At 56.2% G+C, this 15,531-nt stretch carries 16 protein-coding genes and 1 tRNA gene; 12 read left to right on the top strand and 5 right to left on the bottom strand.

Annotated features, from left to right (window positions below):
* Positions 1-613 precede the first annotated feature (613 nt).
* The 5 genes from CKK19_RS02505 to CKK19_RS02485 all read left to right on the top strand — a co-directional run bounded on the left by CKK19_RS02505 (position 614) and on the right by CKK19_RS02485 (position 7,426).
* Positions 614-1,066 (top strand): YhcH/YjgK/YiaL family protein, encoded by a 453-nt coding sequence (locus tag CKK19_RS02505; protein ID WP_022646886.1) that lies wholly within the window; start codon positions 614-616, stop codon positions 1,064-1,066.
* A gap of 238 nt (positions 1,067-1,304) precedes the next feature.
* On the top strand, positions 1,305-2,213 hold the full coding sequence (yagE, locus tag CKK19_RS02500) for a 2-keto-3-deoxygluconate aldolase (protein WP_063853054.1): 909 nt from the start codon (positions 1,305-1,307) through the stop codon (positions 2,211-2,213).
* A gap of 14 nt (positions 2,214-2,227) precedes the next feature.
* Complete coding sequence (yagF, locus tag CKK19_RS02495; RefSeq protein WP_063146629.1) at positions 2,228-4,195, top strand: xylonate dehydratase YagF; 1,968 nt, start codon at positions 2,228-2,230, stop codon at positions 4,193-4,195.
* A gap of 226 nt (positions 4,196-4,421) precedes the next feature.
* Positions 4,422-5,804 carry an MFS transporter gene (locus CKK19_RS02490; protein WP_023299198.1) on the top strand — a complete coding sequence of 461 codons (1,383 nt, stop codon included), beginning with the start codon at positions 4,422-4,424 and terminating at the stop codon, positions 5,802-5,804.
* Between the two features lie 11 nt (positions 5,805-5,815).
* Positions 5,816-7,426, top strand: coding sequence for a glycoside hydrolase family 43 protein (locus CKK19_RS02485; protein WP_063853052.1), 1,611 nt, complete (start codon positions 5,816-5,818; stop codon positions 7,424-7,426).
* Here CKK19_RS02485 and xynR read toward each other — a convergent pair.
* The 5 genes from xynR to argL form a co-directional block, all read right to left on the bottom strand.
* Positions 7,411-8,172: a DNA-binding transcriptional repressor XynR gene (gene xynR / locus CKK19_RS02480; protein WP_063152463.1), complete on the bottom strand. Its 762-nt coding sequence runs from the start codon at positions 8,170-8,172 to the stop codon at positions 7,411-7,413. The two genes, CKK19_RS02485 and xynR, sit on opposite strands and share 16 nt — an antisense overlap.
* A gap of 174 nt (positions 8,173-8,346) precedes the next feature.
* Positions 8,347-8,781: a DUF3828 domain-containing protein gene (locus CKK19_RS02475; RefSeq protein ID WP_063853050.1), complete on the bottom strand. Its 435-nt coding sequence runs from the start codon at positions 8,779-8,781 to the stop codon at positions 8,347-8,349.
* A 1-nt stretch (position 8,782) separates the two neighbouring features.
* The gene (locus CKK19_RS02470) at positions 8,783-9,145 is read right to left on the bottom strand and encodes a hypothetical protein (RefSeq protein WP_063853048.1); all 363 of its coding nucleotides are present in this window, start codon (positions 9,143-9,145) and stop codon (positions 8,783-8,785) included.
* 277 nt (positions 9,146-9,422) lie between these two features.
* On the bottom strand, positions 9,423-10,427 hold the full coding sequence (argF, locus tag CKK19_RS02465; RefSeq protein WP_032625248.1) for an ornithine carbamoyltransferase: 1,005 nt from the start codon (positions 10,425-10,427) through the stop codon (positions 9,423-9,425).
* Positions 10,397-10,492: a putative translational regulatory protein ArgL gene (argL, locus tag CKK19_RS02460; RefSeq protein WP_213083700.1), complete on the bottom strand. Its 96-nt coding sequence runs from the start codon at positions 10,490-10,492 to the stop codon at positions 10,397-10,399. The genes argF and argL overlap by 31 nt, the downstream gene beginning before the upstream one ends.
* Positions 10,493-10,591: 99 nt before the next feature.
* Between argL and rraB the strand changes: the two genes are divergently transcribed.
* The 7 genes from rraB to CKK19_RS02425 all read left to right on the top strand — a co-directional run bounded on the left by rraB (position 10,592) and on the right by CKK19_RS02425 (position 15,179).
* Entirely contained in the window at positions 10,592-11,017 is a 426-nt protein-coding gene (rraB, locus tag CKK19_RS02455; protein WP_017694625.1) for a ribonuclease E inhibitor RraB, read from the top strand.
* A 46-nt stretch (positions 11,018-11,063) separates the two neighbouring features.
* Positions 11,064-11,822, top strand: coding sequence for a tRNA isopentenyl-2-thiomethyl-A-37 hydroxylase MiaE (gene miaE / locus CKK19_RS02450; protein WP_058677508.1), 759 nt, complete (start codon positions 11,064-11,066; stop codon positions 11,820-11,822).
* Positions 11,823-11,852: 30 nt separating this feature from the next.
* A complete protein-coding gene (locus CKK19_RS02445) occupies positions 11,853-12,575 on the top strand; it encodes a hypothetical protein (RefSeq protein WP_063853046.1) in 723 nt (240 codons plus the stop codon).
* A 106-nt stretch (positions 12,576-12,681) separates the two neighbouring features.
* Positions 12,682-12,766, top strand: a tRNA-Leu gene (locus CKK19_RS02440).
* A 508-nt stretch (positions 12,767-13,274) separates the two neighbouring features.
* Positions 13,275-13,877 carry a hypothetical protein gene (locus CKK19_RS02435; RefSeq protein WP_225455024.1) on the top strand — a complete coding sequence of 201 codons (603 nt, stop codon included), beginning with the start codon at positions 13,275-13,277 and terminating at the stop codon, positions 13,875-13,877.
* 81 nt (positions 13,878-13,958) lie between these two features.
* Positions 13,959-14,729, top strand: a complete 771-nt coding sequence (locus CKK19_RS02430; RefSeq protein WP_029039484.1) for a DUF3800 domain-containing protein — start codon at positions 13,959-13,961, stop codon at positions 14,727-14,729.
* A 39-nt stretch (positions 14,730-14,768) separates the two neighbouring features.
* Positions 14,769-15,179, top strand: coding sequence for a hypothetical protein (locus tag CKK19_RS02425; protein ID WP_063853044.1), 411 nt, complete (start codon positions 14,769-14,771; stop codon positions 15,177-15,179).
* Positions 15,180-15,531 lie beyond the last annotated feature (352 nt).

The following is a 15,531-nucleotide window of genomic DNA, read 5'->3' as shown; positions in this document are numbered from 1 at the left end:
CATGGCGGCTAAGCTCAATTGATTTCGTGATTCATAGTAGGCGCTTAAATAATGGTTATTGTGACGCTGCTCACGCGAAAACCGATATTGAGCAGTTTATTTTCATTTGCATGATTCGTATCAGATAATGATTAATTTCATATTATTACGGGATGAATAGCTAAGCAGGAACGGGTGGCAATATTTGAGGTTGTTATTGTTTTGTAGAATTACATGCTTTGAAATATTTAGTTATGCTGTTGATTTTAATGAATAAAATTTTTCCTCGAGAATAGCTATGCAATAATGACAGTTAACTATTTTTCACTTAAGAGAAATCGATAAATAATTATGGAATTTTGAAGGAAATAACCGAAGTGATAAAGTGTGATGCAACAACAGGTTTTGTTAGTTACGTTTTAAATTCAGCGAGTTAGATAAGTTGCGTAAAGCTTATGAAATGAGGTTATGCATAACGACTGCATAAATGCCTTTTTGTAATTAACAGTGAATTAACACATTTTCCGATAAACATGCGCTGGCGCAAATCTTGTCTAAAAAGGGCTGGTATGGGAGAGGCGATTCTCGTATAAAAGATAAAAATGAAACAATGTTTTAATTTGAGGGTTGTATCATGATTATTGGCAATATTCATCATCTCCAGTCCTGGCTACCAGAAGAGCTGCGCCAGGCCATTGAGCACGTCAAGGCCCACGTCACCGACGCGACGCCGACCGGCAAGCACGACATCAGCGGCAACAGCCTGTTTTATCTGGTATCGGAGGACATGACCCAGCCGTTCGCTGAGCGTCGCGCTGAATACCATGCACGCTACCTGGATATTCAGATTGTGCTGAAGGGGCAGGAAGGGATGACCTTCAGCACCCTGCCGCACGGCACGCCGGACACCGACTGGCTGGCGGACAAAGACATCGCGTTCCTGCCCGAAGGCGAGCAGGAGAAAACCGTGGTGCTGAGCGAAGGGGATTTCGTGGTGTTTTACCCGGGCGAAGTGCATAAGCCGCTGTGCGCGGTGGGTGCACCTGCTAAGGTCAGGAAAGTGGTTGTTAAGATGCTGGTGGAGTAATTCCTTACCCCTCACCCTAACCCTCTCCCCAGAGGGGAGAGGGGACTTTACCACCCTCGCCCCTTTGGGGAGAGGGCCGGGGTGAGGGGTTAGCGGACAATATGTGATCCAGCTTAAACTTCCCGCACTCCCTCCTCATCTCCCATTTACCTGTGCTTTTTCTCCGTCATAGTATGATCGTTAAATTAATGAACACTGTTCTATAATGTAGAACAAAATGATTCAGCAAGGAGATCACATGCCGCAGTCCGCGTTGTTCACGGGTATCATTCCCCCTGTCTCCACCATTTTTACCGCCGATGGCCAGCTTGATAAGCCGGGCACCGCCGCGCTGATCGACGATCTGATCGCTGCGGGCGTCGACGGCCTGTTCTTCCTGGGCAGCGGCGGCGAGTTCTCCCAGCTCAGCGCCGAAGAGCGTAAAACCATTGCCCGCTTTGCTATCGATCATGTCGATCGTCGTGTGCCGGTGCTGATCGGCACCGGCGGCACCAACGCCCGGGAAACCATTGAGCTGAGCCAGCACGCGCAGCTGGCGGGCGCGGACGGCATCGTGGTGATCAACCCTTACTACTGGAAAGTGTCGGAAGCGAACCTGATCCGCTACTTCGAACAGGTGGCCGACAGCGTCACGCTGCCGGTGATGCTCTATAACTTCCCGGCGCTGACCGGGCAGGATCTGACCCCGGCGCTGGTGAAAACCCTCGCCGACTCGCGCAGTAACATCGTCGGCATCAAAGACACCATCGACTCCGTCGCCCACCTGCGCAGCATGATCCACACCGTTAAAGCGGCCCATCCACACTTCACCGTGCTCTGCGGCTACGACGATCATCTGTTCAATACCCTGCTGCTCGGCGGTGACGGGGCGATCTCGGCCAGCGGTAACTTTGCTCCGCAGGTGTCGGTAAATCTTCTGAAAGCCTGGCGGGATAAAGACGTGGCGAAAGCGGCTGAGTATCATCAGACCCTGCTGCAAATCCCGCAGATGTATCAGCTGGATACGCCGTTTGTGAACGTGATTAAAGAGGCGATCGTGCTCTGCGGTCGTCCAATTTCTACGCACGTCCTGCCACCAGCCTCGCCGCTGGACGAGCCGCGTAAGGCGCAGCTGAAAGCCCTGCTACAACAGCTCAAGCTCTGCTGAGCCGGACGATAACGATGACCATTGAGAAAATTTTCACCCCACAGGACGACGCGTTTTATGCGGTGATCACCCACGCGGCGGGTCCGCAGGGCGCGCTGCCGCTGACTCCGCAGATGCTGATGGAATCTCCCAGCGGCAACCTGTTCGGCATGACGCAGAACGCCGGGATGGGCTGGGACGCCAACAAGCTCACCGGCAAAGAGGTGCTGATTATCGGTACTCAGGGCGGCATCCGCGCCGGAGACGGACGCCCGGTTGCGCTGGGCTACCACACCGGCCACTGGGAAATCGGCATGCAGATGCAGGCGGCGGCGAAGGAGATCACACGCAACGGCGGGATCCCGTTTGCGGCCTTCGTCAGCGATCCGTGCGACGGGCGCTCGCAGGGCACGCACGGCATGTTTGATTCCCTGCCGTACCGCAACGACGCGGCGATCGTCTTTCGCCGCCTGATCCGCTCCCTGCCGACGCGCCGGGCGGTGATCGGCGTGGCAACCTGCGATAAAGGGCTGCCCGCCACCATGATTGCGCTGGCCGCGATGCACGACCTGCCGACCATTCTGGTGCCAGGCGGAGCGACGCTGCCGCCGACCGTGGGGGAAGATGCGGGCAAGGTGCAGACCATCGGCGCGCGCTTCGCCAACCATGAACTCTCCTTGCAGGAGGCCGCCGAGCTGGGCTGTCGCGCCTGCGCGTCGCCGGGCGGTGGGTGTCAGTTCCTCGGCACGGCGGGCACCTCGCAGGTGGTCGCGGAAGCGCTGGGTCTGGCGCTGCCGCACTCCGCGCTGGCCCCGTCCGGACAGGCGGTGTGGCTGGAGATCGCCCGCCAGTCGGCGCGCGCAGTCAGTGAACTGGATAATCGCGGCATTACCACGCGCGATATCCTCACCGATAAAGCCATCGAAAACGCGATGGTGATCCACGCGGCGTTCGGCGGCTCCACCAATTTACTGCTGCACATTCCGGCCATCGCCCACGCGGCGGGCTGCACGATCCCGGACGTTGAACACTGGACGCGCGTCAACCGCAGGGTGCCGCGTCTGGTGAGCGTGCTGCCCAACGGCCCGGACTATCACCCGACCGTGCGTGCCTTCCTCGCGGGCGGCGTGCCGGAGGTGATGCTCCACCTGCGCGATCTCGGCCTGCTGCACCTGGATGCCATGACCGTCACCGGCCAGACGGTGGGCGAGAACCTCGACTGGTGGCAGAGCTCGGAGCGCCGGGCGCGCTTCCGCCAGTGCCTGCGCGAGCAGGACGGCGTGGAGCCGGATGACGTGATCCTGCCGCCGGAGAAAGCAAAAGCTAAAGGGCTGACCTCGACGGTCTGCTTCCCGACGGGCAACATTGCGCCGGAAGGATCGGTGATCAAGGCCACGGCGATCGACCCGTCGGTCGTCGGTGAAGATGGCGTTTACCGCCACACCGGCCGGGTGCGGGTGTTTGTCTCGGAGGCGCAGGCGATCAGGGCCATCAAGCGGGAAGAGATTGAGCAGGGCGATATCATGGTGGTGATCGGCGGTGGACCGTCCGGCACCGGCATGGAGGAGACCTACCAGCTCACCTCCGCGCTGAAGCACATCTCGTGGGGCAAAACGGTGTCGTTAATCACCGATGCGCGCTTCTCGGGCGTGTCGACGGGCGCCTGTTTCGGCCACGTGTCGCCGGAGGCGCTGGCGGGCGGGCCGATAGGCAAGCTGCGCGATAACGACATCATTGAGATTGCGGTGGACCGCCTGACATTAACAGGCAGCGTAAACTTTATCGGTACCGCGGACAACCCGCTGACGCCGGAAGAGGGCGCGCGCGAGCTGGCACGGCGGCAGGTGCATCCGGACCTGCACGCTCACGACTTTTTGCCGGACGATACCCGGCTGTGGGCGGCATTACAGTCCGTGAGCGGCGGCACCTGGAAAGGCTGTATTTATGACACCGATAAAATCATTGAGGTAATTAACGCCGGTAAAAAAGCGCTCGGTATTTAATTATTTTGTGAGAGAAAAACGTCTGCGGAAAATAGTCCGCGGGCGGTTTTTACGTGTCTGCATTTTACCAATTTAAACAATAAGTTGCGATATATCGTTGACGTCACAAAAGCGAAATAACGTAATACAGAAATAAGATATGAGCATTGCTGGTTAATTGAACAGCTCATTACACTCCATTAACACGATGTTGTAATTCAGCACACTACATAAGGGTGTAATTCTGATGACGCAATTAACCATGAAAGACAAAATTGGCTACGGGCTGGGTGACACCGCCTGCGGCTTCGTCTGGCAAGCCACGATGTTCCTGCTGGCCTATTTCTACACCGACGTGTTTGGCCTCTCCGCGGGCATTATGGGGACGCTGTTTTTAGTCTCCCGCGTGCTCGACGCCGTGACCGACCCGCTGATGGGGCTGCTGGTAGACCGCACCCGCACGCGGCATGGCCAGTTTCGCCCGTTCCTGCTGTGGGGCGCCATCCCGTTCGGCATCGTCTGCATGCTGACCTTCTACACGCCGGACTTCTCCGCGCAGGGCAAAATCATCTACGCCTGCGTGACCTATATTCTGCTGACTCTGGTCTACACCTTCGTTAACGTCCCGTACTGCGCCATGCCGGGCGTCATTACTGCCGACCCGAAAGAGCGTCACGCCCTGCAGTCCTGGCGCTTCTTCCTGGCGGCGGCGGGGTCGCTCGCCATCAGCGGCATCGCGCTGCCGCTGGTCAGCATCATTGGCAAAGGCAACGAGCAGGTGGGTTATTTCGGCGCCATGTGCGTGCTGGGGCTGAGCGGCGTGGTGCTGCTCTACGTCTGCTTCTTTACCACCAAAGAGCGCTACACCTTTGAGGTGCAGCCGGGTTCGTCAGTGGCGAAAGACCTTAAGCTGCTGCTGGGCAACAGCCAGTGGCGCATCATGTGTGCCTTCAAGATGATGGCGACCTGCTCCAACGTGGTGCGCGGCGGGGCGACGCTCTACTTCGTGAAATACGTGATGGATCACCCGGAGATGGCGACCCAGTTTTTACTCTACGGCAGCCTCGCCACCATGTTCGGCTCGCTCTGCTCCTCCCGCCTGCTGGGCCGCTTCGACCGCGTTACCGCCTTCAAGTGGATCATCGTCGCTTACTCGCTGATTAGCCTGCTGATTTTCGTCACCCCGGCGGAGCACATCGCGCTGATTTTTGCCCTCAACATTCTGTTCCTGTTCGTCTTTAACACCACCACGCCGCTGCAGTGGCTGATGGCCTCTGACGTGGTGGATTACGAGGAGAGCCGTAGCGGTCGCCGCCTCGACGGGCTGGTGTTCTCCACCTACCTGTTCAGCCTGAAGATTGGCCTGGCAATTGGCGGGGCGGTGGTGGGCTGGATCCTGGCGTACGTCAACTACTCCGCCAGCAGCAGCGTGCAGCCGGTCGAGGTGCTGACCACCATCAAAATTCTGTTCTGCGTGGTGCCGGTGGTGCTCTACGCGGGCATGTTTATCATGCTTTCGTTCTACAAGCTCACCGACGCCCGCGTGGAGGCCATCAGCCAGCAGCTGATCAAGCACCGCGCGTCGCAGGGCGAGGCCGTTCCCGACGCCGCGACAGCCGCATCCCATTAACCGGAGGCATTATGGAAATCACTAACCCGATCCTGACCGGCTTCAACCCGGACCCGTCCCTGTGCCGTCAGGGCGAGGACTACTACATCGCCACCTCGACCTTCGAGTGGTTCCCGGGCGTGCGCATCTACCACTCCCGCGATCTGAAAAACTGGTCGCTGGTCAGCACCCCGCTGGACCGCGTGTCGATGCTGGACATGAAGGGCAACCCGGACTCCGGCGGCATCTGGGCACCGTGCCTGAGCTACGCCGACGGGAGGTTCTGGCTGCTCTACACCGACGTGAAGATTGTCGACTCGCCGTGGAAAAACGGCCGCAATTTTCTCGTCACCGCGCCGTCCATCGAGGGGCCGTGGAGCGAGCCGATCCCGATGGGCAACGGCGGGTTCGATCCCTCCCTGTTCCACGACGACGATGGCCGCAAATACTACCTCTACCGCCCGTGGGGGCCGCGCCACCACAGCAACCCGCACAACACCATCGTGATGCAGGAGTTTGATTCGCAGACTGGCACGCTCTCGCCCGAGCGCAAAACGCTGTTTACCGGCACGCCGCTCTGCTACACCGAAGGGGCGCATCTTTATCGCCTGGCGGGATGGTACTACCTGATGGTTGCCGAGGGCGGCACCAGCTACGAGCACGCCGTCGTGGTGCTGCGCGCAAAAACCATCGACGGGCCGTACGAGCTGCACCCGGACGTGACGATGATGACCAGCTGGCACCTGCCGGAGAACCCGCTGCAAAAGAGCGGCCACGGCTCGCTGCTGCAAACCCACACCGGGGAGTGGTATATGGCCTACCTCACCAGCCGCCCGCTGCGCCTGCCCGGCGTGCCGCTGCTGGCCTCCGGCGGGCGCGGCTACTGCCCGCTGGGGCGCGAGACCGGCATCGCCCGCATTGAATGGCGCGACGGCTGGCCGTACGTGGAAGGCGGCAAGCACGCGCAACTGACCGTGAAAGGCCCGCCGATGGCGGAGCAGCCTGTAGCCGTTCCGGGCATCTGGCGGGACGATTTCGACGCCAGTTCGCTCGACCCGGAACTGCAGACCCTGCGCATTCCGTTCGACGATACCCTCGGCTCGCTTACCGCCCGCCCGGGCTACTTACGGCTCTACGGCAACGACTCGCTCAACTCGACATTCACCCAGTCGACCGTGGCGCGCCGCTGGCAGCATTTCACCTTCCGGGCCGAGACGCGGATGCAGTTCTCGCCGGTCCACTTCCAGCAGAGCGCGGGGCTGACCTGCTACTACAACAGCAAAAACTGGAGCTACTGCTTTGTGGACTACGAGGAGGGGCAGGGGAGAACCATCAAGGTGATCCAGCTCGACCACAACGTGCCGTCGTGGCCGCTGCACGAGCAGCCGATTCCGGTGCCGGAACAGGCCGAGAGCGTCTGGCTGCGGGTGGACGTGGATAAACTGGTCTACCGCTACAGCTACTCGTTTGATGGCGAGACGTGGCACACCGTGCCGATCACGTATGAGGCGTGGAAATTGTCGGACGACTACATCGGCGGGCGCGGCTTCTTTACCGGTGCGTTTGTGGGACTGCACTGCGAGGACATCAGCGGCGACGGCTGCCACGCGGACTTCGACTACTTCACCTACGAGCCGGCATAGCCCAGTGCGCGTGAGAGCGCGAGCCCGGCCTGCTGAAGCTGCTCGCGGAAATTAGCCAGCTCGGCGTCGTCCACGCGCGAGGTCAAGGTCGACAGGCTCAGGGCGGCAATCACGCGGGATTCGTGGTTCCACACCGGCACCGCCACGCAGCGCACGCCCTGCTCGTTCTCTTCGCTGTCCAGGGCATAGCCCTGCTCGCGGGTCTGCGCCAGAGCGGCCATTAATGCTTCGCGAGAGGCGAGGGTGGAAGGGGTATAGGTGGTGTACTGATAGCCCTCCAGCAGGGTGTTCAGCTCGGCCTCGCCCAGCCAGGCAATCAACACCTTGCCGATGGCGGTGGCGTGAACCGGCAGGCGGCGGCCGATGCGCGAATAGGCTATGGCGGCCAGCTTGCCTTCAATCTTCTCGATATAGACCCCTTCACGACCGTCCAGGATCCCCAGATGGGTGGTCTGCCCGGTCCGCTGGGACAGCTCCGTCAGCCAGCCTTTCGCCTTCTGGCGAATATCGATGGAGCCCACGACGAAATGACCGCGCTCAACCAGCTTCATGCCGAGGCGATACTTACCGTTCTCCGGGTTCTGATCGATATAGCCGTGAAGCTGGAGGGTTTTCAGCAGCGAGTGGAGGGTACTCTTGCTCAGCCCCATCAGTTTGCTGATGTCGGTGATCTTAAGCTCGGTGGCCTGCTCGTTGAACAGGTCGAGGATCTGCAACGCACGTTCAACAGACTGAATAATCGGCATAATGCTGGCATGTCCACGCTGGAATGAAGGCGAAAACGTACCTTTTTCGGGGTGAAAAATCAATGAAATGGCGCCGGTGTTCTCCCTCTCCCCGTGGGAGAGGGCCGGGGTGAGGGCATAAGGCCGCAGCGCCACCCTGCAACAAAGGCGGCTACATTATTGTTAGCGGGGGAATCAATTATTATCTCGTGCAGCGACAGACTGAATTTTCCAGATCCCATCTTCTTTAACCATGCAATCAATAACTGTGTGCTGGGTCTTTTTGCCGAACGTGATATTCACGTTTACACAGACCGGGTCTGAATCATACGAATCAATAGCCACATTCTCAGCCCAGTCCTCGCCGATATACTGCGATTTCATAAAAAAATCAGCCTCGTAAAATTCAGCATCGGCATAACGGGGATCGTCTGCATGACGTAATTTTTTCATGGTACTGGCCGTAACGAACTTATCGATTTCATTTCCCTCCTGGATAGGATAATGTTCGTTGTTCACCTGTTTGACGTACCAGCGATTGAATTCAAGAGCGCGCTGCATCGGTATCTGAAAATCTTCGTCCCCCAATACGACTGTACTGAATAACACAATTAAGATGAGCTTATTCATATTAATAATGCCTGTATAAGGTGACGGCTGGCTGGAGTTGGCGATACGTTGGCCCCGGGTACATTGTTCTCTGTTTAAAATCTGAATACCAGGTTCCAGCGCCATCGTAAATACAGACATGCCCGTACTGATTCGGGCCGGGCAAGGCATCAATCACCGCGATATCCCCCTCTATGGGAGTGCCATAGGCTTTTGTGAACCCTGCTTTTTCAAGAGAACGCCAGAAATCCTTAGCGTTTGCCCCTTCGATTTTAAGCCCTCCGGCTCGAATGGCGGCGGCGATTGCTCGAGCGCAATAGTGTCCAGTATGGGTTAGTGCGTGGCTACGGGCGTATGACAAAGCTTCATGCTTATTCCATGACATGAATAATCCTTATTAACGAAATGCAGTAATAAGGAAATATTACGCCGATAATATACGGTATTTTGTAATTGATAATGACCTGATATTAACCATTATCTACTCAATAAATAATGGTTAATAAAAACATAAATTCTTATTATGGTTAATGTCTAGCTGAGAAAGCGTCAGTAAAATGAATTTTTCTGCCTGACGATAACGCTGTTGTCGTTTTTAGTGTTTTCTCCCTCTCCCTGTGGGAGAGGGACGGGGTGAGGGCACCAGACCGCAGAGGAGTCAATCACTCCCCAAGCGTCGCCACCATCACCGCCTTAATCGTATGCATCCGGTTTTCCGCCTGGTCGAAGACGATACTCGCCGCCGACTCAAACACCTCGTCCGTCACTTCCATCCCGCCGTGCAGGTCGAACTCCTTCGCCATCTGCTTGCCGAGCGTAGTCTGGTCGTCATGGAACGCGGGCAGACAGTGCAGGAACTTCACGTTCGGGTTGCCGGTCAGCGCCATCATCTGCGCGTTCACCTGATACCCGCGCAGCAGCGCTATCCGCTCCGCCCACTTCTCCTTGGCTTCGCCCATCGACACCCACACGTCGGTATAGATAAAGTCCGCGCCCTTCACGCCCGCCGCCACGTCTTCCGTCAGGGTGATTTTCCCGCCGTGCTTTTCCGCTAGCGCACTGCACTCCGCCACCAGGCTCTCTTCCGGCCAGCAGGCTTTCGGGGCCACCAGGCGTAGATCCAGCCCGGTCAGCGCCGCCGCTTCCAGCATCGAGTTGCCCATGTTGTTGCGCGCGTCGCCCGCGTAGACCAGCGTCATCTCGTTAAACGCCTTGCCCGGCAGGTGCTCCTGCATGGTCAGCAGATCCGCCAGCAGCTGCGTCGGGTGGAACTCGTTGGTCAGCCCGTTCCACACCGGCACGCCCGCATACTGCGCCAGCGTTTCGACGACTTCCTGGCCGTGACCGCGATACTGAATGCCATCGTACATCCGCCCGAGCACGCGTGCGGTATCCTTAATTGACTCTTTATGCCCAATCTGGCTGCCGCTCGGCCCTAACCAGGTAACGCGCGCGCCCTGGTCAAATGCGGCAACTTCGAAAGAGCAACGTGTACGGGTTGAGTCTTTTTCGAAGATGAGCGCGATGTTTTTGCCAGTAAGCTTTTGTACTTCCTTGCCATTTTTTTTATCGGCTTTGAGCTGTGCGGCAAGAGTCAGCAGAGAAGTGAACTGTGCAGGGGTAAAGTCGAGCAATTTCAGAAAGTGTTTCTTGTACAGATCAGACATTTTATCCTCGCATGGCGAACGCCACTTATTGAATTAAAATTCACTTTATATGTGTAATTATTCATTTGCAACCCCGTTTCACAAATCTTTCCAACAAAGGTGGAGGCAAACCCGTCCGTGTGTGAAAATAGAAGTATCTGCCGCACTTTAAAGAGGATTGACCCATGGCAAACCCGGAATTACTGGAAGAGCAACGCGAAGAGACGCGTCTGATTATTGAAGAACTGCTGGAAGACGGTAGCGATCCGGACGCGCTGTACACCATCGAACACCATTTCTCTGCGGACGACTTTGAAGCGCTGGAAAAAATGGCCGTGGAAGCCTTCAAGCTGGGTTACGAAGTGACCGAGCCGGAAGAGCTGGAAGTGGAAGAGGGCGACACCGTCATCTGCTGCGATATCCTGAGCGAAGGCGCGCTGAAGGCGGAGCTGATCGACGCGCAGGTAGAACAGCTGATGAACCTGGCCGAGAAGTTTGAAGTGGAATACGACGGCTGGGGAACCTACTTCGAAGATCCGAACGGTGAAGACGGCGAAGAAGGCGACGACGAAGATTACGTCGACGAAGACGACGACGGCGTGCGTCACTAAGCGTTTCAGGCGGTGGCACGCGCCACCGCTTTTTCAAGGCAGAACTATGGATTACCCGCAGATACTCGCCCCCGTACTCAACTTCCTCCAGTGCCCGACCCCGCAAGCATGGATTGATAAAGCCCGCGACCCGGCGAACCTGCCGCTGCTGCTCACCGACCACATGGTGTGCGAGCTCAAGGCCGCCCAGACCGCGCTGCTGCTGGTGCGTAAATACGTCGCCGACGAAAGCGGTGCCGATGCGCTGCTCGACTGGCTCAAACCCTACGAACTGTTCACCTTCCGCGACGGCCCGGAGCCGGACTTCATCGCCCTGCACAGGCAGATTGGCAAAAGCGTGATGCCCAAAACCGACGACCCGTGGGGCCAGGCGCTCATCGACAGCATGGTGCTGCTGATTAAAGAGGAGCTGCACCACTTCTGGCAGGTGCGCGAGGCGATGCTGGCCCGCGACATTCCGTACGTCAAAATCACCGCCAGCCGCTACGCCAAAGGGATGCTGAAGGAAGTGCGCACACACGAACCGCTGACGCTGATCGACAAGCTCATCTGCGGCGCCTACATCGAAGCCCGCTCCTGCGAACGCTTCGCCGCGCTGGCCCCGTTCCTCGACGACGACCTGCAGAAGTTCTATCTCTCGCTGCTGCGCTCGGAAGCGCGCCATTATCAGGACTACCTGACGCTGGCTCAGCAGGTGAGCGACGACGATATCTCACCGCGCATACAGCTTTTTGGCGAAATTGAAGCCACACTTATCTCGACACCGGACCACGAGTTTCGCTTCCACAGCGGCGTGCCGGTGTAACCCGGCATAACTCAAGGATAAGGATGCGAGATGAATAAAAAGTGGACCCGTATTGTGATTATCGTCATTGCGGCTGCCTCCGTGGCGTTCTGGGTGTTTTTCGACAGGCAGCGCGCTCCGGAACGGCAGATGGATAACGCCCTCAACGAGATGCCCGCCTGGCAGGTGATTAAGGAGCAGGAGCCCGCGCTGCATCAGCGCATCCTCGACCAGATGGCCGCCCTGCAAAAAGCGGGCGAGCCGGAGCAGCAGATTATCGACACCATCCAGCCGCAGATCCTGCATCTGCAGATGTCGCGCCTGCAAAACGCCCCGGACGCCAACGTGGTGAACTACATGACCATCAACATGGAGCAGACCGCCGCCATCCAGAAGGTGAGCGACGACGCCTGCTTCCGCTTCCTCTACCCGATGGTGAAGGGCGGCGTGAACCCGATGCGCATGCTGGATAAAGACCTGATGGCCCGGCGCATGCAGGCCGACGCCGACATGATGCGCGCGGCCTACGGTAAAAATCGCCACACCGTGACCCAAGCCGAGCGTGAGGCGGCCGTTGAGGATGTGCGACCGATTATGAAGCAACTTGCCGATCAGTACGGCGAGGACATCCAGCTGCTGCAGATGCCGGAGAAGGCGGCGGGCAAGGAAAAGCTCTCCTGCGATATGGTGCAGGAGATGTGGGCGAAGGTGCTGGCGCTGCCGGAGCAGAAGGCGGCGAGGGTGATTCGGCTGGCGGTTTCTGAGCTGGAATGACGAAGGGCGCTGGTTTTTTGGGCACTTAGCGCGGGTTTCGCGCGTCGTCGCTTGCATGGCGGCGCGCGACAGGTATAATCCACAACGTTTCCGCATCCCCTTCAGTGCCGAAGTGGCGAAATCGGTAGACGCAGTTGATTCAAAATCAACCGTAGAAATACGTGCCGGTTCGAGTCCGGCCTTCGGCACCAAGTCACTAAATTCCTTACAATACAGCTAGTTAGACAATAAAATCTGTCTCCTTTGCCTGTAAGAAATGCTCTGTCATGTCCCTTGAAAAAGCCGCTGTGGTTGATAGTGGTAATTGGGATGTTAACTCATAGCGGCGTGTAGTTCCAAGCGTCAAACACGTACTGACTCAACTTGAAAGCTATGACGTAGCCACCGTCTCTAAACAATCCCAAAAACTTTTAGTGAAGCGCATGTTAGCCCGATGCCCCCGTTCTGTCGCCGTCGCGAGACGCCGCAGGGGATAAACAGGTTTATGGTGGTCACGGTACTTGCAGACCATATGCAAGCTCTGCCAGCGGTTCGGCCTCGCTCCCTTTGGGTACATGGTCATCCTGATAAGCCTCACTAACTGACACAACCCTGATGAAGTCGCCAGAGGCTCCGCTTGTTGTCTTACCACCAACGGGGCTAATGGTTTGCAATGGCTAAATGTATGGAATCATGTATGTGATAGCTTTGGTACACTGCATGAAAACGGGTACTGCTGGATGGAACACGATGCGCACACAGGAAGGGCTTAAAGCCATTTATGAAGCCAGATGCTCAAGGTACGAGAAGCACCTGCACGTTGGTATGGATACCACCTCAATCATACTGAAAGGGCATCTTTTCGTTGAGGAATTACTTTTTGATATTCTGAAATTGCATTGCCGGGATAGCGGCCCGATTGAGAATATTAAGCTCGGCTTTAGCCATAAGCTAAACCTAGTGCATGCTATGTTTGGATCTCATTTACCGGGCATGGAATTCCCCAAAAATGTTTGGGCTGCTTTGGATAAATTGAACAAATTGCGGAATTCACTGGCACATAACATTGACTCTCCAAGAGCTGCCGAAGTCTTCAAGTCCTTTGTTTCATCGTACAGCCAATTGGTTGGCAAAGAGGTGAAGGTTAGCATCACTGATGAAATTCCGGGGATAGACCGCAAGCTCGGACTGGAGTTGATTGGTATCATTATGTATTTGCTCGGATTCTTAGGGTGCTTGCATGGTATAGCCTATCTCAACCCACCACTCATGTACGGCAGTGAAATCCCAGTTACGATACCCAACAAGATTGAGCACGAGTGACAGTAAGCTGACAAAGCAAGACATTGCTTGCCGCTTGGGTTGGACATAAAATATCCATTAAATTAATAGTGGGTATTGTGCATGGAATACGTGGCCTTTGGTGATGAGAGTGGTACGACAGGAAGTGACCGCTGTTACGGCATTGGTTTGCTGTGTGTTCGTAAAGACACACTGCATATCTTTAATGAGCGCGTTCAGAAGCTAAAAGACAAGTACGGTATTGTCGGTGAGTTAAAGTGGTCGAAAATTAAAAACAGCGCAGGGCAGGCAAATATCTGCATTGAGCTGCTGGCAATGGTGCTTAAGAATTCGTGCTGTTTCCATTCGATTATTGTTGTGAAGAACATGTACAACAACTGGCAGATGGATAGAGAGCTGGCTTTTTACCAGACGTACACGATGCTTGTTAAGAACGTTGCTAAGCAGATTAAGAGTGATGTTGAAGTCATCATTGACCAGAAGATTGATAAGTACAAAAAGAACGATGAAGTAACGGGTATTATTGCTAACCGCATGCTAGCTAGAGCCGGGATAAAGACGTTGGTTAAGTCGGTGACGATGCACGACTCTAAGCACCATCTGGGATTGCAGGTGGTGGACATCCTGACGGGGGCTGTGAACTCTGGGTATATGAAGTATCTGAATCCACGGTTAGAACTGTCGGTGGCTAAAGAACTTGCCTTCGAGCGGATGGCTGCTTTGCTTGGCTGGGATGTGTTTCATTACGATACGTTCCCGAATAAGGATTTCAATATTTGGCACTTCCCGCAAGAGATGCGAGCTATGCCGGGTTCCAAGAGTATTCGTCCAGATTACAGCGTTCCGCTGGTTAAGCGGGAAGAGCTGGCCTAACCTACCCTTATCGCAAGCTAGATCTGAGTGGAAAATTTGATGAGTTACGATGACCTAGACCCCGCAACAAGGCGCGTCTTGCAGCAAGCGGAGTACATGAGAAGCAATGAGGCCAAACTAGCGCAGATTGCCCTGATAAAGCATCACAAAGCTTATATGGACTGGAGAACAGACAGAGGGGATTTTGGCGACCCTTGCCCGAGTACGAAGGAGGCCAGACTTGAGCTGTTGTGGACGCGTCAGAATATGCTGGGGCATGAAACGCTGAATGTGTTGAGGTTCTCTTTCGAACAATTGTACGAAGACTTAGACAGTGCGCTATCAGATGCGATAGCGGCAAGGGATGGGGTTGCGAGGGAATGGGCGGCTGTGTCTAATGTGGTTGAACTGAATGCTTTATGGGAGTGGTTCCGAGAGAGATTGCCCGATGATTATGTATCGCCGTATTAGAAATAGAGTGTAGCCTTACCCCAAAAGATGTTAGCTACCCCCACCGCAAGCGACTCTCAGGGGCTTGTGCGCAAGAAATAATGCGGTTGTACTGGGTGGGTGCGCACAACCCTCTACAAGCCGCATTCTACCGTTAGCCTATAGCTGAATCCCCGACTTGAAAAATTGCACGCTTATGGTTGCCCCTCCCTCAACTCTATAGCTCGCCCGCGCCCCCGTGCGCATGTGCGTGCCCGCGCGTCAGGGGTCGCTGAGAAAACCCTAAGATTTTGCTCATCCGAGGCAACCGTTGCAGGCGCGTGTTGCCGAGGGCACACTGCCAGTGTTTGATGGTGTCTGAATCGCCACGGGT

Origin of the sequence: Enterobacter sp. CCUG 70166, from assembly GCF_020224095.1 — a bacterium.
In the GTDB taxonomy this organism is placed as follows: domain Bacteria; phylum Pseudomonadota; class Gammaproteobacteria; order Enterobacterales; family Enterobacteriaceae; genus Enterobacter; species Enterobacter intestinihominis.
The sequence above is the reverse complement of the archived record's forward strand: the minus strand, read 5'-3'. Positions and strand labels throughout refer to the sequence as shown.